Consider the following 18,355-nt stretch of genomic DNA (forward strand, 5'->3'; position numbering starts at 1 on the left):
CTGGCCGCCTGTCCTTCGGTGTGTGTGCGCGCGCGCTCGCCGGCGCGGGCAGGATGGGTACAGGGCCGCTCGCCCTGCCATGGCGCCAGCGCGCTCACAGGGACGGCGCTCTGGCGCGCGGACGAAGCGGATCGGACGACGTGAAGTCGAGCCATCCGCCGCAAGGACGCGAGGGAGAGAAAATCCTGGCTCTCCTGGCGGCCTTGGCGTCCCGGTGAACTCCCGGCACGCTGCCGCGCCGCGCGCGGCGAGCGCCGCGCCGGAGCGGAGGGCGGCCGGGGGCGGGCCGGTCAGAAGAGGTCCCGCTCTCCGCCCGGATACACGAAGGAGCTGCGGGGCGAGTACCACGAGGCGCTCTTCACCACCTGGATCGGGCTCCCGGGCCGGAGCGCGTACACCGGGTGATCCTTCGCGAGGAACTCGACGGCGAGGAGCTCGTACGGGTCGGCCATGTCCGCGATATAGGGGTAGTTGCCGGCGACGAGCCGCCCGTCGACCTTCGTCACGTAGGCGAGGTGGCCGCGCGCGACGACGCCGATCTTGTTGCCGACGAGCGCCCTGGTCCGGATGATGGGCACGCCGTCGACCGAGGTGGTCGCCACGAGCTCTCTGCCGTGCAGCTCGAGCGTCGTCGCCCCGGGCGACGCCGGCACGCCGCGCTCGCGCACGTACCGGCGCACCGTCTCGGAGGAGTTGACGTAGTGCGTGAAGAACCGCGCCGGGCTCGCGCCGTCGGGCGTCGTGTGATCCGCGAGATCCAGCCCCAGGTAGGTGAGCGAATAGGCGCCGAAGCCGGAGGTCTGCTCCGGCGTGTCGACCACGTACTGGTTCATGTAGATGGCCTTGTTCTCCGCCGGCCTGATCCCCTCCGGCAAGAGCGCCGCTGCGGCGGCCGGATCCGCCGGGACCCAGCTCGAATAGAGCATACGGCTGTCGATGACCATCTGCGGCGCGGCGAGCTTCGACTCCGACATGGTGCTTTCCTTCTCCCCCCCGGGGAGACGAGCAGTATCACAACTCGGCGCCCGGCGAACGCACGAGGCGCCGGGCCGACCCCGCGGCGAGCGCCGCAGCGCCCGGGCCGCTACTGGACGAGCGAGCAGACGTAGAACCGCTTGTTGTCGCAGTAGTCGCCGCTGCACTCCACCGCCGTGATGAACCGGTTCGTGCCGAAGTGTACGTACCACTCCTCCTCCGACAGCCAGCCCGACCAGGAGCAGCCCGTGAGGCGCCCAGCCGCAGGTTTTGTGCACTCGAGCGAGATCTCGTCGCAGTAGCTGTCCGCGCAATCGATGCCCGTCACGATGCCCTTGCTCCCGCGGCCGCCGAAGCAGTAGCGCACGTTGTCGCCGAGCTCGAACGCCTCGCAGCTGCCGCCGCTCGGGCCGTCCGAGCACACCACCTCGCCGAGATCGCTGTCCCCCTCCTCGGAGAAGTAGCTCGTCCAGTACCTGGTGGAGATGTCCAGAGAGCTCCAGGAGGGCAATCCGTTGCAGTGCAGCGCGACCTCGTCGCAGTAATCCCCCCAGCACGCGAAGCCGGTGGCGGCCTCGGGGCCGGGACAGTAGGCGGGGGCGTCTTCTTCCGAGACGTAGCCGGTCCAGCCAGCCTGGGCCGGAGAGGCCGCCGCGATCGACGCGAGCGCAACACAGCCTCCGAACAGCACGGCGATCTTGTTCATGATAGCAAGGCTCCTTTCTCTGTCGTGTCGGCAGGGCGTCGTCGGGCGGGCATCGGCCGGAGGTTTCCGGCCAGGCGTGCGTGGGGCGGGAACCCCCCCGCGGTCTCGCCGTCTGCGTTCGAGCGCCTGCTGGCGACGTGGAATAGCAACCCATGCGCCAAGCGCCGCGAGCGCGCCGGGCGCCGGCGTTCACGGGGGTGCAGGAGGAGACGCGCGCGGCGCGCGGCGAGCGGCTTGAGCCAGCTTTGCGCAACCCGAGCGTCATCGGCCCGAGCTGGTTCGGTCGGATGGTGGGGAGAAAATCTTGCAGCAATACTGTAAGATAAACAATCGACATCGACCCGTGCCCAAACCGGGACCTCTGCGGTCTCTCCAGGTTGAAGGGGCCAGCGAAGGCGGGTCCCTTTCCGGGGCGCCGCGCTGCACCGAACGGCAGGCGTCCCGCCGTGCATCCAGGAGAGCTCCGTCGGCGGCGCGACCGCACCGCGGCGGTGACGGCGCGCGCTGCGCGCGGCGTCCTCTCGCGGATGGCTGGTTTGCTCGTTCACCAGGGCTCGTCGTTCTTTTTTCAAGGAGAAATGTCATGAACTTTCGTTCGATGCTCTCTTTTGCTCTTCCGCTCCTGCTCGCCGCGTGCGGCGACCCCCAGGTGGGCTCCGAGTATCCGGGCGAGGCGCTGCTGACGGTCGAGGGGACGATCGTCAATGAGCACGGCGTCGCGCCTGCGGGGCCGGTCGACGCCGCGCTGGTCTGGAACACGGTATCCGGCTCCAGCGATGTCGAGAGCTTCCCCGCCCGCGCGGCGGTGACCGGGAGCTTCCCCGCGAGCTTCACGCTGTCGATCCATGCGCCCCCGCAGGAGAGCGCGCTCAACGATTTCAGCGAGGAAGGCCTCGACGACACCCGGGTCGGCATCGCCACCATCGAGGCGGCGCTCGACGAGGCCTCCGCCGGGGAGGGCGCCTCGCTCGGCGTCGATGAGGATCATGTGATCGTGTACGTCGAGAGCGAGATGGCCGAAGACGGCTTCTGGTCGAACCTCTTCGGAGGGCAGCTCTCCCCCGGATTCCACGTCATGGATGTGTTCAGCCGCGAGGGCGAGGTGGACGCAGAGCTGCAAGCGGCCTTCGACGCCTGCGACGCCGCGGCGACGACGGAGGCGGAGCACAAGGCCTGCTACGGGCATGACGCGAAGATCAAGATCCGTCCCTCCGCCGGCGGGTCGAGCACGTCGCTCACCGTCCGGATGGCGCCCTCCGAGGATTTGACGTACCCCGACTGGCACTGATCGTGGTACACGCTGGGACGTGGAGGATCGCGAGGCGCTGGTGTCGCTGATCGAGGCGGCCTACCGGCAGCATGGGCACCTCGTGCTGCGCCGGGCGCGGCGGCTCCTCGGGAACGAGCAGGAGGCGCGGGAGATCCTCCAGGATGTCTTCGCGTCCCTGCTCGGCGAGCCCGGGCAGCTCGACGGCAAGGGCCCGATGGTGGGCTGGCTCTACGGCGCTACCACGCACGCGTGCCTGAACCGCATCCGCGATCACAAGAACCGGCTGCGGCTCCTCGACACCCACGTTGCACCCCTGCAGCAAGAGAGCGCGGCGGCGTCCGCCGAGAACGCCCTCCTCACGCGGGAGCTCCTCGCGCAGCTCCCGGGCGACCTCGCGCAGGTCGCCGTCCACTATTACTCCGATGAGATGACCCACGAGGAGATCGCGCGCGTGATGGGCTGCTCCCGCCGGCACGTCGGCAATCTGCTGGAGCGGCTGAAGGCCACGCTCTCCGACCGGATGAGAGAAGGGAGTTCGAGTCCATGACGCCAGCGCGACCCGAAGGGTGCCTCTCGGAGCTGAAGCTCGACGAGCTCATGGCGGGCCAGCTCGACGCGGCCGCGGCGCAGGAGGCGAGCGCGCACGTGGCTGGCTGTCCTCGGTGCTCGGCGCGGCGCTCCGAGATGGAGGCGGCGCGCGCCTCGTTCGCCGCGTCGGCGCCGCCGCTGCGGCTCGCCCGCGGCGCCTCCATCTCGGAGCGCCGCGCCGCGGCGAAGGTCCGCCCGCCGCGTCGATGGCTGGCGCCCGCGGCGGCGAGCGCGCTCGCCGCGGCGGCGGCGGCGCTCTTCTTCTTCCGCTTCCACGCCGGGCCACAGGGACGAGACGCGGAGATCCCCGGAGAGCGCATCAAGGGCGCGGAGCACATCGGCTTCTACGTCAAGCGCGGCGGGAGCGTCCTGCCCGGCGGCGCCGGCGAGAGGCTCCATCCCGGCGACGCGATCCAGTTCACGTACTCCAGCGCCGAGGCGCGATACCTCGTGATCCTGAGCGTGGACGGGGCCTCCCAGGCGAGCGTCTATTACCCGAGCGGTCCTGTCGCGGCGCGGATCGAGCCGGGCCGGGAGGTCCTCCTCCCCCAGAGCACGGTGCTCGACGACACGCTCGGCACCGAGCGGATCTTCGGGCTGTTCTGCTCGGAGGCGATCGCGGTCGAGCCGCTCCGGGCCGCGCTCGCGGCTCACCCCGGCGCGCCGCCCGCCCCGCCGGGCTGCGACGTCGACGCGCTCACGGCGGAGAAGGTCGCGGCGTCGCCGTGATCCGGCGTCGCAGAGCGGCGCTCGCCGCCGCCGCGTGCGGCCTTGCCGTCGCCGCCGCGGCGGCCCCGGCCGAGGCGCGCATCGAGCGCTTCGCGGTGCTCATCGGCAACAACGCCGGAGAGAAGGGCGAAGTCGAGCTCCGGTACGCGGAGGACGACGCGTCGAAGATGTACGACGTGCTCAAGGACCTCGGCGGCTTTCCCCCGGCGAACCTCGTGCTCTTGCGGAGCGAGGGCGCGGAGACGGTCCGGCGCACGCTCATCACGATGAACGACCGTGTCCGCGCGGCCATCTCGAGCCCGGACACCGATGTCCTCTACCTCGTCTATTACTCCGGCCACGCCGACGCGAACGCGCTTCACCTCGGGCCGACGCCGCTCTCGCTGACGGAGTTCGAGCAGCTCGTCCGCGGCTCGGCGGCCTCGGCGCGGCTCTTGATCGTCGACTCGTGCCGCTCCGGGGCGCTGACGCGGGTCAAGGGCGGCACGAGCGCGCCCCCCTTCGTCATCAAGCTCGATCAGCGGCTCGCCGGGCAAGGGATGGTGACGCTCACGTCGAGCTCCGGAAACGAGGACGCTCAGGAGTCCGATGAGCTCAAAGGGTCGTTCTTCACCCACGCGCTCGTCTCGGGGCTGCTCGGGACGGCCGACGCGGACCGAGACGGCGCCGTCTCCCTCGAGGAGGCGTACCGCCATGCGTACGAGAGCACCTTGCGCGCCACGAGCCGCACGTGGGCCGGGGCGCAACACCCCACCTTCCGTTACGACCTCCGCGGCCAGGGCAAGCTCGTCCTGACGGAGCTGCCTGTCCATGCGTCGCTCCGGGGCGTGCTCCGGTTTCCGGCCGGCAGGGCCTACCTCGTGATGCGAGACTCCAGCGAGGGCGCGGTGGTGGCCGAGGTGGGGGCGAGCGACGCGACGCGGACCGTCAGCCTGCGCCCTGGCCGTTACTTCGTGCGGGGGCGAGGCCCCGACTTTCTCCTGGAGGGGAGCGTCGACGCCGGGGCAGGGCAGACGATGGATGTCGGCGACGAGCGATTGAGCCGCGTCATGTTCGCCCGGCTCGTGCGCAAGGGCGGCGGCGTCCGCGAGGTCGCGCACGGGCCGGTGGCGGGTTATCAGCTCAGGACGCCCCTTGTCCCGGGGGATTCGCTCTGTCACGGCGGCTTCGTCGGATACGGGATCGAGCTCCAGCACCTCGGCGTCGCGCCCCGGCTCAGCGCGTGCCGCAGCGCCTTCCAGAACGAGCACCTCACGGCGAGCGAGGATGAGCTCGGCCTGGACGTGCGCCTGTCCCGCTCCTGGGATCTGCCCGTGATCAGCCTCGGCGTCGGCGTGGACGTCGGCCTCGCCGTCATGAGGCAACGGTTCGAGACCGCCGGGCGCGCGCCCGACCGCCATGGCCTGGCAGGGGCGTTCGGCGTCGATGCAGGGGTGAACATCGATCTGCCGGAGGGCTTCTACCTCGGCGTCGAGGCGGCGGCGCAGACGTACGTCTTCAAGCAGCAACGCGCGGGCAGCGATGAGGGCGAGGTCGGTCCCGCGGTGGCCATGCGGCTCCGCGTGGGCGTGGGCATGAGCCTTTGACGCGGGCCGCGATCCTGCAAAATTGCCGCGTCGCCATTGCGCACCTCCAGCGTCGCCCCGGGGTCTTGACGCAGGATCGGAGTGAGCTCAACGTCGTGGGATGGGGAAGCCGTGGCGGATGGGCGTGCTTGCGCTGATTGCGCTCGCGCCGGCTTGTGATGGCCGGATTGTGCGTGACGTCGAAGAACCGCCGGCGGGCGGAGGCGAGGTCGGATCGACGGCAGGGGCTGGCGGTGCCGGCGCCACGTCATCCGGCTCGGGCGACCCCGCGGTCGTCGCGAGCGCCAGTTCAGGCGGTCAATCCTCGGGAGGTGGGCCGAGCGAGCCGGACGCAGGCGCAGGCGGGGACGGAGGCGCAGGCGGGGACGGAGGCGCAGGCGGGGACGGAGGCGCAGGCGGGGACGCAGGCGCGGGGGGCGCTGCGCAGGGGTGCGAGCCGGGCCGTTCACTCGGCGGCGTCTTGAATGCCAATCGCCAGGAGGATCTCGAGAAGCTGCGCGGTGTTTCCGTGCTCGATGGCAGGCTCACCATCGGCGGGGAAGTCTCCGATCTGTCCCCGCTCGCGTGCCTGACGACCATCACGGGCCGCCTCGATATCAACGACACATTTCAGCTGTCTACCCTGGACGGTCTCGACGCCCTTTCCTCCATCGGGATGCGGCTGGAGGTGATGCGGAACCTATCGCTGCTCAGCCTCAGCGGACTTTCGAGCCTGCGACAGGTCACGGGAATCATCGACATCCGTGAAAACCCGCTCCTCGAGAGCCTCACCGGCGTCGGGGTGAACGTAGGGGAGCTGCGCGTGATCGACAACGATTCGCTCGAGTCCTTGTCAGGCCTCGAAACCATGGAGGAGGGGGAGCTCTGGATCGAGGGCAATGACCGGCTCGCGACGCTGGACGGGCTGGGGAACCTCCGCCGAGGGAGCCTCACCGTCTTCGACAGCGACGCGCTGACCAGCCTCGAGGGCCTCGGAGCCGTCGAGGAGCTCGATGAGCTCGCCATCTCCGAGAGCGACGGGCTCGCCAGCCTGGAAGGTATCGAGCGGCTCACGAGCGTCGAGCACCTCTTTTTGTGGAAGAATCGGCAGCTGAGCTCGCTGCGCGGCCTCGACGGCCTCGTCCAAGCGGGGTTCATCGAGATCGGGTTGAACGAGCGTCTCGTGGACCTGACCGGGCTCGCGGCGCTCGAGACCGTCAACTCTCTCGAGGTCAGCGGCAATCCCTCGATGGTCAGCCTCGACGGCATGCTAACGCTCCGCGGTATCCAGTATCTCACTGTCAGTGGGAATCCCGAGCTCGTGAGCGCCGGCGCTCTCGCGCATGTTCCCTCGGGCGAGGACCTCATGCCGGCGCTTTACTTCTCGGGCAACCCCAAGCTCACGCGCATCGATCTCGGCGGTGTAACGCACCTGCAAATGTTCTCCGTCTCCGGTTGTGACTCCCTGTCGGATCTGTCCGATCTCGCCGGCGTCACCCAGCTGGCGGCTCTCGGCGTAAGCGATAACGCCGGACTCATGAGCCTCACGGGAGTCGAGCAGCTCTCGCAGCTCGATCAGCTGACGATCAGCCACAATCCTCGGCTCACGGATCTCCGACCCCTGAGCGGCCTCCGCAACATATACGGGATCGGAATCACCGGTAATCCTGCGCTCACCACCCTCGACGGGCTCGGTTCGCTCAGCGAGGGCAACGGCGTGACCGACAGCGTGACGCTCGAGGACAACGATGCGCTCGTGGACATCGACGCTCTGCGTGGCCTGGTCCACGTGCGCCAGCTCACCATCCAGGACAATGACGCATTGCCTGCGCTGACCGGGCTCGAAGACCTGGCCGAGCTCTCCTGGCTCTTCGTCGAGGGGAACCGGTCGCTCGCGACGCTTCGCGGCCTGGGAGCTCGAACGATCGCTGCTTGGATGCGGATCGCGCACAACGACAGCTTGCCGAGCTGCGAAGTCGAGGCATTCATGGATGGCCTCTACTGGCGGCCCGAGAGCACGATCGAGGAGAACAACGGTACCGGGACCTGCTCGCCCTGAGCCGCGGGGAGGTCAACGCCGCTGTTGACGCTCGACACCGACGCGCACCCATCTCTGTGTCAGGATGTGCCGGCTGTTCTGGCACAGAAGCGCTGAATTCCCCAAGATCTCGTGTCTGGCATGCTTGCTGCTGACAGGCAGCCCCATGACAACGACATCCTTCTCTTCGGCTCAATTTCGGATCGCGCTCGCTCACCGGCTGACCCGCGCGATACTCACCTCGGCGACGCTCGGCATGGTGGCTGGAGGCGCCGCGTGCAGCGGCGATGTCGTCCGGGACCGCGTGTCGGGCGAAGGTGGCGGCGGCCTCACCGCGGGAAGCGGCGGCCGCCCCTCGGGCGACGCGAGCTCGGGATCGCGTGGAGAGGACGACGAGAGCTCGGGATCGCATGGTGAGATGGACGGGCAAGGCGGCGGCATCGACGGTGGCCCCGTGTCGGCGAGCTCGGGTGGTGTCTACTACGACACCGTCGAAGGCACCCACTGCATCCCGCGGGAGGAGGTCAGCGGGCAGGGCGGTGCAGGGGGAGCTGGCGGCGTGGGGGGCCAGGGCGGCGCGCCCGCGAGCCCGTGCCCTCCTGTCAACCCTTACGATAGTAAACACCGTTTCCCAGGCAGCGGCTGCGGAGTCTACGAGATCGGCGAGGGCGTCCTTCGAGAGGGTCAGTGCTGCTACGACTACACCGCCGAATGCGCCTCCGTGGGCCGCCCATTCGTCGTGGGCGAGCGCGCCCGCACCGCGCGGGCAGCGCGGCGCGAGGCGGGCGCCTGGGGCGCAGCGGCGCGCCCGGACGTCGCGCAGCTGACGCCGGCAGAGCGCGCCGCGCTGGCCGATGCGTGGCTCCGCGACGCCTTGCTCGAGCACGCATCCGTCGCCTCGTTCTCGCGCTTCGCCCTGGAGATGATGGCCGTCGGCGCCCCCGCCGCGATGCTCGCCGCCGCGCACGAGGCCGCCGGCGACGAGGTGCGCCACGCGGCGCTCTGCTTCGGGCTGGCGAGCGCGTACGCGGGCGCGGCGCTCGAGCCCGCGCCGTTCGAGTTCGGCGGCCTCGTCGAGGTCAGCTCGGATCTCCCCGAGATGGCGGCGCGCGCCGTCGGTGAAGGCTGCGTCGGCGAGACCCTCGCCGCCGTGCTGGCGAGCGAGCAGCTCGCGCATGCGAGCGACGCCGCGGTCCGGAGCGTCCTTGCCACGATCGCCGAGGACGAGGCCAGGCACGCCGAGCTCGCGTGGCGCTTCGTGGCCTGGGCGCTCCAGGCGGGCGGCGATGCGGTGCGCCGGGCGGTCGCGGCGGCGTTCGATGCCGCCCTCGCGGCGCACCTGCCGGCCCCCGCGGCACAGGCCGCCCCAGCCGGCGCCCTGGCCGCGCACGGCCGGCTCGAAGGCGCCGCCCTGGTCTCCACGTGGCGCCGCGCGATCGCGGACGTCATCACGCCGGCCATGCGCACGCTGCTGTCGGCCCAGCACCGCGGGTGAGAAGTCCCGCCAGAAGAGCCGATTGAGAATGAGCCGTCGCCGGAAATTCAGGCGCCACGGGCCGGGAGAGTTGCGCCGCTGGAGACGCTCAGCGTAGTCCCGGCGGCCCGTCGGGCGGACGGCCCAGGGTCATTCGGCGGGCATGTGCAGGACGAATGGGTCCGACGTGGTAAAGAATACGCCGGTGTACCCGGCGACGTACAGATTGCCGTCGGCGTCTGCGGCCGCGGCGAGCGCTGTGTCGCTGCGCGGCGTCCCGATCTCCTTGGTCCATTGCGCTGCGCCGCTCCCGTTGAGCTTGCGCACGTAGACGTCCTCTTCGCCGCTGCTCGTGGATCCCACGAGGTAGACGTCGTTCTTGCCGTCGATGGCCAGGGCAAAGCCGTAGTCGTAGGACGCATTGCCGACGTGGTGAGTCCATGACGTCGCGCCGTCTGCGTCGAATTTGCGCACGAAGGCCTCCGGGGATCCCTCGCTCGGGCCGCCGACCTCGCCGGCGGTGCTCCCCGCAACATAGAGGTTCCCGCTGCCGTCCACGCGCGCGGCGAAGACGAAGTCGTTCTCCGTCGAGCCGAACTGCCGAGTCCATGACGTCGCTCCGCTCGAGTCGAGCTTGCGGACGAAGGCGTCCCGCTGTCCTCGGTCCGAGTCTGCGACGACGCCACCGGAGGTGTATCCGCCGACGTAGGCGTTGCCGCTGCCGTCGACCGCCACGGCCATGGCTTCGTCCTCGTCTGGCCCACCAAACAGCTGAGTCCACGCTGGCGCGCCGTTCGTGTCGATCTTGGTCACGAACGCCTCACCCGTGCTCTGGTCGCCGCCGTAGCTGGTTCCGGCAACATAGGCATTTCCTTGCCCATCGACCGCCAAGGCGTTTGCCGACTCCGAACGCCACGTGGCAAGCTGCCGTGTCCACAGCGTCGCGCCGCTCGAGTCGAGCTTCCGCACGAACGCGTCGCCGAAGCCTCCGCTGGCACCTTCGAGCGCGCCCCCCGTGGTTCCAGCCACGTAGACGTCGCCGCTGCCGTCGACCGCCACGCCCTTGGCATGGTCGTCGCTCGATGTCCCAAACTTCTGAGTCCACACAACGGATCCATGCGCATCGAGCTTGCGGACGAAGGCGTCCGATTCACCGCCGTCCGCGAGCGCGCCGTAGGCGTTTCCCGCGACGTAAACGTTGCCGCCGCCGTCGACCGCCACGGCAAAGGCCACGTACCAGCCCTCCGAACCGAATCTGTAATAAGGGTCGGCGCATACGGCATCGGCGGTTGCTGTTCCGGGGGTCGCCACACCGCCCTGTGGCCATGAGCTCGAAGCCGGCGCGCAATCCGTGAAGGGCGTGCACGCGCGCACGTTTTGCATCGTCGAAAAGGTACCATCGCCGCAGATCACGCACTGGCGATCGCTGGTGTCGGTGCCTTCCTTCGCGATGTACTGACCCGGGGGGCATCGCGACCACGCCTTGCAGGTGTTGCTGGGGTCGCCGTCATGGTCGAACGAGCCATCAGGACAGATCTTGGGTCTGTCGTCCGGCGCGCCACCTGCTCCTCCGTCGCCGGGCGTTCCGCCTTCGCCCGTGGCTCCGCCCGGCCCCACGCCGCCTTCGCCCGTTGTTCCGCCTGAGGTCCCTCCACCTTCGTCGGTTGCTCCGCCCGACGCCCCTCCGCTGCCGCCCGAGTTGCCGGCGGCGGCGGTCGTGTTCCCAGCGTCGCTCCCAAGGCCGCCGCTCGCGCCCGTTCCTCCGCTCGATGTTCCGCCGCCTGTCGCTCCGGTGCCTTCCGAGTGGCCTGTGCCTCCGGAAGAAGGGTGGGTGCCCTCGTCGCGGACCGTGCTTCCGCAGCCGAGAAGGACGATTCCGCTGATGAGGAAGCCGCTGACCTGGCGGTGCACTGGCCGCTGGCGATCGTGGTTTGAATGCATACTGACCCCACTGCCCCCGCGCAGCGCGAGCGCTGAAGTATCGTACGCCACTCTGCTGAGGAAGTCGGCGAGTTCTTCGAGCAGGATCGCGCTTTCAGTGTGATTGACAGGTTGTGGCACTGCTGCTCGCGGCGATCTGCGGGTGTCATGGGGCGAGCGCCCCTGCCTTCCGCGATCCAATGCGAGGGTGGGAGGCGGCTGCCGCCGCCTGACGCCTTCGCGCTGAGCGCAGCGCTCGGGCTCTCGGGGAAACCCTCCCCCTCGAGTACACCTGCGACGGGAAGGACTTTCCTTTCAGCGGCATGCCACGACCTCCGACGCTCAGCCGGCGGCGTTCGCCGTGCCGCCCGCGGCGCCCTGAGCCGCCCCACGCTTCGCGGTGGGGCGTGGCGCCCTTCACGCCACCGCGAGCACCCGAAAGAGCTACGAGAGACGCTCTGGTCGTCCGCGCGGGGGCATGCCGGCCCTCCTGGAGCAACGGCGCTGGTTCAACAACCAATCCGCGTAGCCACCCGAGGCGGCGCCGCGCTGCTGGACGGCGCGCGCGGATACGGTTAGCTCCAGACCATGAACCTCACCGACGTCCTGCGGGAGCTCGCCGCGCTGAGCAACGAGAAGATGCGCGAGGTCAACGCCCGCGCCGGAGACGCCCACGGCGTGAACCTCACCCAGCTCCGCGCGCTCGCGAAGCAGCTGAAGACGGACCACGCCCTGGCAGGCGAGCTGTGGCGCACCGGGGACCCCGACGCCCGCCTCCTGGCGACGCTGGTGTTCAAGCCAAAGGCCTTCTCGGCGGACGAGCTGGACGCGATGGTCCGGGAGATCGGCTATCCCAAGCTCCTCGACTGGTTCATCGTCAACGTGGTGAAGGCGTCGCGGCACGTCGAGGAGCTGCGTGTCCGCTGGAAGGACTCCGCGAGCGAGCTGGTCGGGCGCGCCGGCTGGAGCCTGACGACGGACCGCGTCGTGAAGAGCCCAGCCGGGCTCGATCTCTCCGCGCTGCTCGACCAGATCGAGGCGGAGATGAAGGCGGCGCCAGGCCCGAAGCAGTGGTCGATGAACCACTGCCTCGCCGAGATCGGCATCCACAACCCCGGGTTGCGCGCCCGCGCGGTGGCCATCGGCGAGCGGCTCGAGGTGCTCAAGGACTACCCGGCGTCGCCGGGCTGCACGCCGCCGTTCGCGCCGGTCTGGATTGCGGAGATGGTGCGGCGGCAGAAGGCGGCGAAGACGCGGGGCAAATGAAGGGGGGCGGCGCGCCCCGCTACCGATGGCGTGAAATCGGCATGCTCGCGCGCCTGCGCTCGGCCCGCCGCGAGGCGAGGCGCGACGCGACGGGGGACAGCAGAACAATCCAATTGCAACAGGAGCAGACTGCGCCGGGGGTAAGGTCAAGCGCGCACTCCCGTGCTGGATGATTCCATGATGGTCTGTCAGACCGTCGGGCGCCGGCATCGGGTGCACCGAATTGGCGCGGACAGATCTTGCGCCTTGCGATGCAGCACACTAGACTCCGATCAACGAGATGCAGTCACGGGAAAGGTGACTTGAAGCGCCGTCTGTGACGAGCTGATCGCGTGCTCATCGTGACTGGTGCGACGCTCGCGCTGGCGTTCGCGGCCGGGCTCGCCGCCGGAAGGATCGGACGAGGCACGCGAATGGGCGGCCAGCTCGATGTCCAGGCACGACAGCTCGACATCCAACCAAGGGAATTCAACTTCTACACGTGAGGGGCCGAGCGAGCGCTCGCGCCGCTGCAGCGGTGCATGGCGCCATCCGACTTGGTATCAACCGGCGCGCGTCGCGGCGTGCCGTTACAGGCGAGTCGACATTCCCCGATCGGTTCACCCTCCCTTCTCCCTCGACGCGGACAAGCCGCATCCATCGAAGCGGACGGGCCGCTGGCAGGCATCACACCCACAGCAGCAAAAGGATGTAGAATATGCGAACACGGTCATTAGCAACAGCTTTCCTCGTGTGCGTCGCCCTCGCCACTGCGAGCTGCGCGATGGACGCGTCGGACGGAGATGAGTCGGACGGCACCGAGGAGACCGGTGACGCGACGTTGGCCTCGACGGTGTCGGGCTGGACGGGGTGGTCGTCGGGGAGCTGCGGAATCCATGGATGCACCCCCTTCGTCGAGCCCACGTGCGCGAACGGGAGCTTCGCGACCCGCTGGGAGAGCAATTCGGCTCGCACCAGTTTCCGGATCTACTGTACGCCCGGTCCATCGTCCACGTCGAACCACGGCTGGACGACCGATTGCCCGAGCAACAAGGTCGCGACGGCGGTCCGGTGCATCACGACGAGTGCCGGGCTATACTGCACGCCGGAGGTCCGGTGCAGCACGCCCGGGGGGGATTGGGGTACCGGCTCGCCGTCGTCCCTGAGCCCGACCACGATAGGCACGAATCGATACCAGTGTCCCGACACCCCAATCACGGGGTATGGATACGTGGACCGCATCAACTCCACGGGTGGGGTTTGCGGCACGCTGTGGGCGCCGCTCCCCTGATGCGGCCTCCCCCGTCTCTTCCCGCTCGATACCGGCGCACGTTCCCGCCGCCCGGTGAGCGCCTCGCCGGCTGATAGGATCGCGGGCCTCACCGTGAACGATCGCCGCGAGAGCTTCCAGGCCATTCCCCACGACGAGATCCAGCGCGCCGAGGACCAGTCGTGGACCGAGCGGCTCCTATCGTGCTTCGCCGTCACGCGCTGCTCTTCACAGGAGTGAACTCTTTGGCATGAGGGGATCGAACCACCCCACGAAGTGATTCCACTTCAGGCGGCGGGGAGCTCGGCGACTGGCGCGCTCAGGGGCGCGAGCGACGGCCCTTCTGCGCCGGGCGCCGCGCGTTCATGCCGGCAGAAAGGCCTGCTTCGAGGAGAGGAGCGCGTCCATCAGGGCCTCCCGCTCGGCCGGCGGCTGCGCCGCGACCCGCTCCCACGCGTCCCTGCGGAGGCTCGCCTTGGCGAGGCGGAACGCCGCGGCGGGGCGGCCGCACGCCGTGGCGAGGAAGCGGCGCGCGTCCTCGAGCGGCTCGGCGGAGAGCGCGTCGCCGACGCCCATGTCGAAGAGGCTCGCGGGGGAATGGAGCTCCGCGCCGAAGACGAGCCTCCGGAGCGCGCGGGCGGGAGAGGCGGTCCGGGCGATCTCGAAGGCGACGCGCGGGAAGGCGATGCCCACGGCGAGCTCGGGGAGACCGACCTTGTAGTCGCCGGCGCCGAGGGCGAGAAAGTCAGCGCACATCGCGAGCAGGAGCCCGCCCGCGATCGCGTGGCCGTGAACGGCGGCGGCGAACGGCTTCGGAAAGCGGAAAGCGGCGCCGAAGGCGGCGTCGAAGTCGTCGAGGAAGCTTCCAAGCCCGTCTCGATCGAGCGACGCGACCTCGCGGAGATCGAGACCCGCAGACAGGCAGTTTCCGGCGCCGCGGACGAGCACGCCGCGCGCGGCGTCGTCCTCCGCGAGCCGCTGGAAGACGTCGGCCAGCTGGCGGAGAACCGCCTGGTTCATGGCATTGACCTTCGGTCGGCTCAGCGTGACCTCGGCGATGCCGTCCCTGGTGAGCACCTCGACGAATTGCATGGCGAGACGATCGCGCAGAGACGAGCGCGGCGCAAGCTCGCGCGCCCTGGCCCCCCAGGCCGCGGCCCGCGGTGATCAGGCTGCGTGTGCGAGATCGCAAGCGATCCCTTCTGCGAACGCGGCGCTCTATCAACGGATGATCCATGCACCGAAGAACCGTTTGCACTCCACAGCCATCCTGAGCCGACCTGTCATAGGCCCCAGACGCAACGAGACGGGCACGGCGCGCTCCGCGTTTCCTGCAAAATTTCCGTGCAGTAACCGCACAGTTCCAGCACCCCGTCGTTCTTGACGCGGGATCGCCGTGAGCCCAGCCTCGCGGGAGGTGGGCCGGGCGAGCCGGGCGAGCCGGGCGCGGGGGGCGCGGGTGCCGGTGGCGTGGGGGAATGAGGTGCGGGGGGCTGGGGCGCGGGTGCCGGTGGCGCGGGGGGCGACGAGCAGGGGTGCGACCCGACCCGCGTGGAGAGCGGCACCTGGAATGTCAATCGCCAGGAGGATCTCGAGGAGCTGCGCGGCGTCACCGTCCTCAATGGCAGGCTCAACATCGGCCGCGAGGTCTCCGATCTGTCCCCGCTCGCGTGCCTGACGCGCATCTCGGGACGCCTCATGATCAGCGACACCAGGCTGTTGTCGAGCCTCGACGGCCTCGACTCCCTTTCCGTCGTCGGAGCGCGGCTGGAGGTGGCGCGGAACGCGTCGCTGCTCCGCCTCGGCGAGCTTCCGAACCTGCAACAGGTCAAGGGGATCATCGAGATCCGTGAGAACCCGATCCTCGAGAGCGTCGCCGGCGTCGGGTTGAACGCACATGAGGTGCGCGTGATCGACAACGATGAACTCGATTCCTTGTCAGGCTTCGGCAGGTTCGAGGAAGGGGTGCTCCTGATCCAGGGCAATGACCACCTCGTGTCGCTGGACGGGCTGCAGGGCCTCCGCCGGGGGACGCTCCGCCTGGTCGACAACGATGCGCTCCTGTTCTTGCCAGGCATCGAGAATTTCGAGGAGGGGGAGCTCTGGATCGAGGGCAACGACGGGCTGGCGACGCTGCGCGGGGTGGCGAACCTGCGCCGCGGGCGGCTCAGCGTGATCGACAACGACGGGCTGACCAGCCTCGACGGCCTCGAGGCCCTCGAGGATCTCGAGGATCTCACCATCTCCGGGAACGACGGGCTCCTCAAGCTGGACGGTGTCTCGCGGCTCTCGACCGTCCAGAACCTCGTGCTGGCGGAGAACCCGCAGCTGGGCTCGCTGCGCGGCCTCGAGCAGCTCCGTCATGCGGGATCCATCTCCATCGCGCAGAACGAGCGTCTCCGGGACCTGATCGGGCTCGGGGGGCTCGACACCGTCGACGGTCTCGTCATCAGCGGCAATTCATCGATGGTCACCCTCACGGGCATGTTCTCGCTCCGTGGTGTCGTGTCCGCGGTGATCGAATCGAACCCCGAGCTGGTGATCGCCGACGCTCTCGCGCACCTTCCCTCGGACTGGGGCGACGTGCAGTCGCTTTATTTCACCTCCAACCCCAAGCTTACCAGGATCGATCTCGGCGGCCTCACGCGCCTGCAAGAGCTGTTCATCAGCGATTGTGGCTCCCTGGCGGACCTGTCCGACCTCGCCGGCGTGACCGAGCTGTCGGTGCTCTCCCTGGGCCAGAACGCCGGGCTCGTGAGCCTCACAGGAATGGATCAGATCTCGGACCTCTTTCTGCTCTCGATCGCGAACAATCCCCGGCTCACGGATCTCCGGCACCTGAGCGGCCTCCGCAACGTCCAAAGCGGGATCGAGATCGTCGGTAACCGCGCGCTGACCAGCCTCGACGGGCTCGGTTCGTTCGGCGCGGGCGACGACATTACCCAAGTCGTGAGGCTCGAAGGCAATGAATCGCTCGTGGACATCGCCGCGCTGCGTGACCTGGTCCGCGTGGGCCAGCTCGTCATCCAGGACAACGACGCGCTGCTCGGGCTGACCGGACTCGAGGGCCTGGCTGATCTCGATAGCCTCATCGTCGAGGGGAACCGCTCGCTCGCGACGCTCCGCGGCCTGGGCGCCCGGATGATCAGTGGTTGGATCGAGATCATGGGCAACGAGAGCTTGCCGAGCTGCGAGATCGAGGCGTTCTTGGAGCGCCTCGACTGGGTGCCCGGCAGCGTGCGCGAGGAGGGCAACGGCACCGGGACCTGCTCGCCCTGAGCCGGCGGGGAGCCCGCCGTCGCGCGCGAACGACGCCGTCGCGAGCGCCACGCTCGGGCGCTCGCAGCGGCATTGCGCTGCGACGGCATTGGCGCCCAGCGATCCCGTTTTTTCACCGTGCCAAGTTGGACTGGTTGTACGGTGACGCGCGTGAAAACGCGCCTCGCCGCCATTCTCCTCCCGTCCTGCGCCGCGGCTTCGCTGCTGGCCTGCGGTCCGTCGGCTCGGCCCGCAGACGCCCCGCACGCGCAGGTGTCCCCTGGTGCGAGCGGGATGGCGCCTGCTCCGGTCGTGAGCCCGGCGGCCGCCGAACCCGCGCCGAGCGCGGCGACCGCGGCCCCTGCTCCGGCGAAGACGTGCAGCGAAGCGCAGGACATCGAGACCTGCGAGGCCGAGTGCGCGGCGGGCAGGGCGGCGGCGTGCGAGGCGCTGGGCGACCTCCACGCGAAGACGGAGGACAAGGCGTTCCCGGGGTTCTCGCTCGGGTCTGCGCTGCGGGCGTTCGGCGAGGCGTGCAAGCTCGGCGCGAAGAGCGCGTGTGACAAGCGCGAAGCCCATCTGAAGGAGCTCCGCGCCGCGTGCCAGAAGAGCGCGAGGAGCTGCGCCGCGCTCGGCCGGGCGCTCTCGGGACAGGACGGCCACGACAAGGAGGTCGACGAGAGCTTCGACCGCGGCTGCAATGCGGGAGACGTCGCCGCTTGCGAGGGCCGCGGCGAGCTGCACATGGACCTCGAGCCGGCGAAGATCCACGCGGCGATCGCCGAGAAGGCGCTGGATCGAGCGTGCGCGAGCGGCTCGGTGAGCGCGTGCTGTTCGCTCGTGAAGGTCTACACGGACACCGACCGCGAGAAGAAGGCCGATGCCGCGAAGGCGCGGGTCCAGGCCGCGAACGACAAGTCGCAGCAGGGCCGGATCGCGTGCGACGTCTTCCGCCTGGGAGGCAAGCCCAAGGTGCGGGTGATCGCGAAGGCGAACGCGGAGAGCGCGAAGGCCTTGAGCAAGCAGGAGATCGCTTTGCTCGAGGAGGTGCTGTCGCGCCGGGTGCCGTATTGCTACGGCGAGCCGCCGAAGAGCCCCGCCGAGCTCGACATCGAGCTCGTCCCGGACGGCGCCGCCAGGATGGCCGGCTACACGGGGGCCGACAGCGAGCAGTGCGTGAGCCGCATCGTGGAGAGCATCCACCTCGCCGGCACGGCGCCGCGCCGCGCCCGCTTCGGGCTCAGCTTCGAAGCGGCCAAGTAACGCCGTCGCCGGCGAGGAAGCGGCGTTTCACCGAGGCTCTCGGGCTGGCTCACC

16 protein-coding genes are annotated in these 18,355 nt (G+C 69.6%); 11 read left to right on the top strand and 5 right to left on the bottom strand.

From position 1 onward, the window contains the following. Window positions 1-290: 290 nt before the first annotated feature. Window positions 291-974 carry a hypothetical protein gene (locus ACSRUE_RS15505; RefSeq protein ID WP_437943239.1) on the bottom strand — a complete coding sequence of 228 codons (684 nt, stop codon included), beginning with the start codon at window positions 972-974 and terminating at the stop codon, window positions 291-293. Between the two features lie 110 nt (window positions 975-1,084). Beyond that, a complete protein-coding gene (locus ACSRUE_RS15510) occupies window positions 1,085-1,681 on the bottom strand; it encodes a hypothetical protein (RefSeq protein ID WP_012239223.1) in 597 nt (198 codons plus the stop codon). Between the two features lie 583 nt (window positions 1,682-2,264). On the opposite strand from ACSRUE_RS15510, the gene ACSRUE_RS15515 reads away from it, so the two are divergent. From ACSRUE_RS15515 to ACSRUE_RS15540, 6 genes are all read left to right on the top strand, one after another. Continuing rightward, entirely contained in the window at window positions 2,265-2,969 is a 705-nt protein-coding gene (locus ACSRUE_RS15515) for a hypothetical protein (protein WP_441291674.1), read from the top strand. A gap of 19 nt (window positions 2,970-2,988) precedes the next feature. Beyond that, window positions 2,989-3,498 (top strand): RNA polymerase sigma factor, encoded by a 510-nt coding sequence (locus tag ACSRUE_RS15520; protein ID WP_157907086.1) that lies wholly within the window; start codon window positions 2,989-2,991, stop codon window positions 3,496-3,498. After that, window positions 3,495-4,268 (top strand): DUF4384 domain-containing protein, encoded by a 774-nt coding sequence (locus ACSRUE_RS15525; protein WP_441291675.1) that lies wholly within the window; start codon window positions 3,495-3,497, stop codon window positions 4,266-4,268. The genes ACSRUE_RS15520 and ACSRUE_RS15525 overlap by 4 nt, the downstream gene beginning before the upstream one ends. Next, window positions 4,265-5,854 carry a caspase family protein gene (locus tag ACSRUE_RS15530; protein WP_441291676.1) on the top strand — a complete coding sequence of 530 codons (1,590 nt, stop codon included), beginning with the start codon at window positions 4,265-4,267 and terminating at the stop codon, window positions 5,852-5,854. The genes ACSRUE_RS15525 and ACSRUE_RS15530 overlap by 4 nt, the downstream gene beginning before the upstream one ends. 460 nt (window positions 5,855-6,314) lie before the next feature. Continuing rightward, a complete protein-coding gene (locus ACSRUE_RS15535) occupies window positions 6,315-7,892 on the top strand; it encodes a leucine-rich repeat domain-containing protein (RefSeq protein ID WP_441291677.1) in 1,578 nt (525 codons plus the stop codon). A gap of 145 nt (window positions 7,893-8,037) precedes the next feature. Next, entirely contained in the window at window positions 8,038-9,366 is a 1,329-nt protein-coding gene (locus ACSRUE_RS15540; RefSeq protein WP_441291678.1) for a ferritin-like domain-containing protein, read from the top strand. Between the two features lie 129 nt (window positions 9,367-9,495). Here ACSRUE_RS15540 and ACSRUE_RS15545 read toward each other — a convergent pair whose 3' ends face one another. Then, window positions 9,496-10,758, bottom strand: coding sequence for an SBBP repeat-containing protein (locus ACSRUE_RS15545; protein WP_441291679.1), 1,263 nt, complete (start codon window positions 10,756-10,758; stop codon window positions 9,496-9,498). A gap of 1,095 nt (window positions 10,759-11,853) precedes the next feature. Here ACSRUE_RS15545 and ACSRUE_RS15550 point away from each other — a divergent pair. Both ACSRUE_RS15550 and ACSRUE_RS15555 read left to right on the top strand, forming a co-directional pair. Continuing rightward, the gene (locus ACSRUE_RS15550) at window positions 11,854-12,531 is read left to right on the top strand and encodes a DNA alkylation repair protein (protein WP_441291680.1); all 678 of its coding nucleotides are present in this window, start codon (window positions 11,854-11,856) and stop codon (window positions 12,529-12,531) included. A 332-nt stretch (window positions 12,532-12,863) separates the two neighbouring features. Further along, window positions 12,864-13,016 carry a hypothetical protein gene (locus tag ACSRUE_RS15555; RefSeq protein WP_437990369.1) on the top strand — a complete coding sequence of 51 codons (153 nt, stop codon included), beginning with the start codon at window positions 12,864-12,866 and terminating at the stop codon, window positions 13,014-13,016. Between the two features lie 481 nt (window positions 13,017-13,497). Here the strand turns inward: ACSRUE_RS15555 and ACSRUE_RS15560 are convergent, their stop codons facing one another. Further along, the gene (locus ACSRUE_RS15560; RefSeq protein ID WP_437990368.1) at window positions 13,498-13,695 is read right to left on the bottom strand and encodes a hypothetical protein; all 198 of its coding nucleotides are present in this window, start codon (window positions 13,693-13,695) and stop codon (window positions 13,498-13,500) included. A 199-nt stretch (window positions 13,696-13,894) separates the two neighbouring features. Between ACSRUE_RS15560 and ACSRUE_RS15565 the strand changes: the two genes are divergently transcribed. Then, window positions 13,895-14,020: a hypothetical protein gene (locus tag ACSRUE_RS15565; RefSeq protein ID WP_441291681.1), complete on the top strand. Its 126-nt coding sequence runs from the start codon at window positions 13,895-13,897 to the stop codon at window positions 14,018-14,020. Between the two features lie 123 nt (window positions 14,021-14,143). On the opposite strand, the gene ACSRUE_RS15570 is transcribed toward ACSRUE_RS15565, so the two are convergent. Beyond that, window positions 14,144-14,872, bottom strand: a complete 729-nt coding sequence (locus ACSRUE_RS15570; RefSeq protein ID WP_441291682.1) for an enoyl-CoA hydratase/isomerase family protein — start codon at window positions 14,870-14,872, stop codon at window positions 14,144-14,146. A gap of 459 nt (window positions 14,873-15,331) precedes the next feature. Here ACSRUE_RS15570 and ACSRUE_RS15575 point away from each other — a divergent pair, with 459 nt between their 5' ends. Then, window positions 15,332-17,059, top strand: coding sequence for a leucine-rich repeat domain-containing protein (locus ACSRUE_RS15575; protein WP_441291683.1), 1,728 nt, complete (start codon window positions 15,332-15,334; stop codon window positions 17,057-17,059). Window positions 17,060-17,332: 273 nt separating this feature from the next. Further along, window positions 17,333-18,301: a hypothetical protein gene (locus ACSRUE_RS15580; RefSeq protein WP_441291684.1), complete on the top strand. Its 969-nt coding sequence runs from the start codon at window positions 17,333-17,335 to the stop codon at window positions 18,299-18,301. Window positions 18,302-18,355 lie beyond the last annotated feature (54 nt).

Origin of the sequence: Sorangium sp. KYC3313, assembly GCF_052075895.1 — a bacterium.
GTDB classification, from domain to species: Bacteria; Myxococcota_A; Polyangia; order Polyangiales; family Polyangiaceae; genus Sorangium; species Sorangium cellulosum_B.

Bases quoted from the DNA above. Each gene is read 5' to 3' on its own strand.
- ACSRUE_RS15505 (WP_437943239.1), bottom strand. From the start codon at position 974: ATGTCGGAGTCGAAGCTCGCCGCGCCGCAGATGGTCATCGACAGCCGT.
- ACSRUE_RS15510 (WP_012239223.1), bottom strand. From the start codon at position 1,681: ATGAACAAGATCGCCGTGCTGTTCGGAGGCTGTGTTGCGCTCGCGTCG.
- ACSRUE_RS15515 (WP_441291674.1), top strand. From the start codon at position 2,265: ATGAACTTTCGTTCGATGCTCTCTTTTGCTCTTCCGCTCCTGCTCGCC.
- ACSRUE_RS15525 (WP_441291675.1), top strand. From the start codon at position 3,495: ATGACGCCAGCGCGACCCGAAGGGTGCCTCTCGGAGCTGAAGCTCGAC.
- ACSRUE_RS15540 (WP_441291678.1), top strand. From the start codon at position 8,038: ATGACAACGACATCCTTCTCTTCGGCTCAATTTCGGATCGCGCTCGCT.
- ACSRUE_RS15550 (WP_441291680.1), top strand. From the start codon at position 11,854: ATGAACCTCACCGACGTCCTGCGGGAGCTCGCCGCGCTGAGCAACGAG.
- ACSRUE_RS15570 (WP_441291682.1), bottom strand. From the start codon at position 14,872: ATGCAATTCGTCGAGGTGCTCACCAGGGACGGCATCGCCGAGGTCACG.
- ACSRUE_RS15580 (WP_441291684.1), top strand. From the start codon at position 17,333: ATGGCGCCTGCTCCGGTCGTGAGCCCGGCGGCCGCCGAACCCGCGCCG.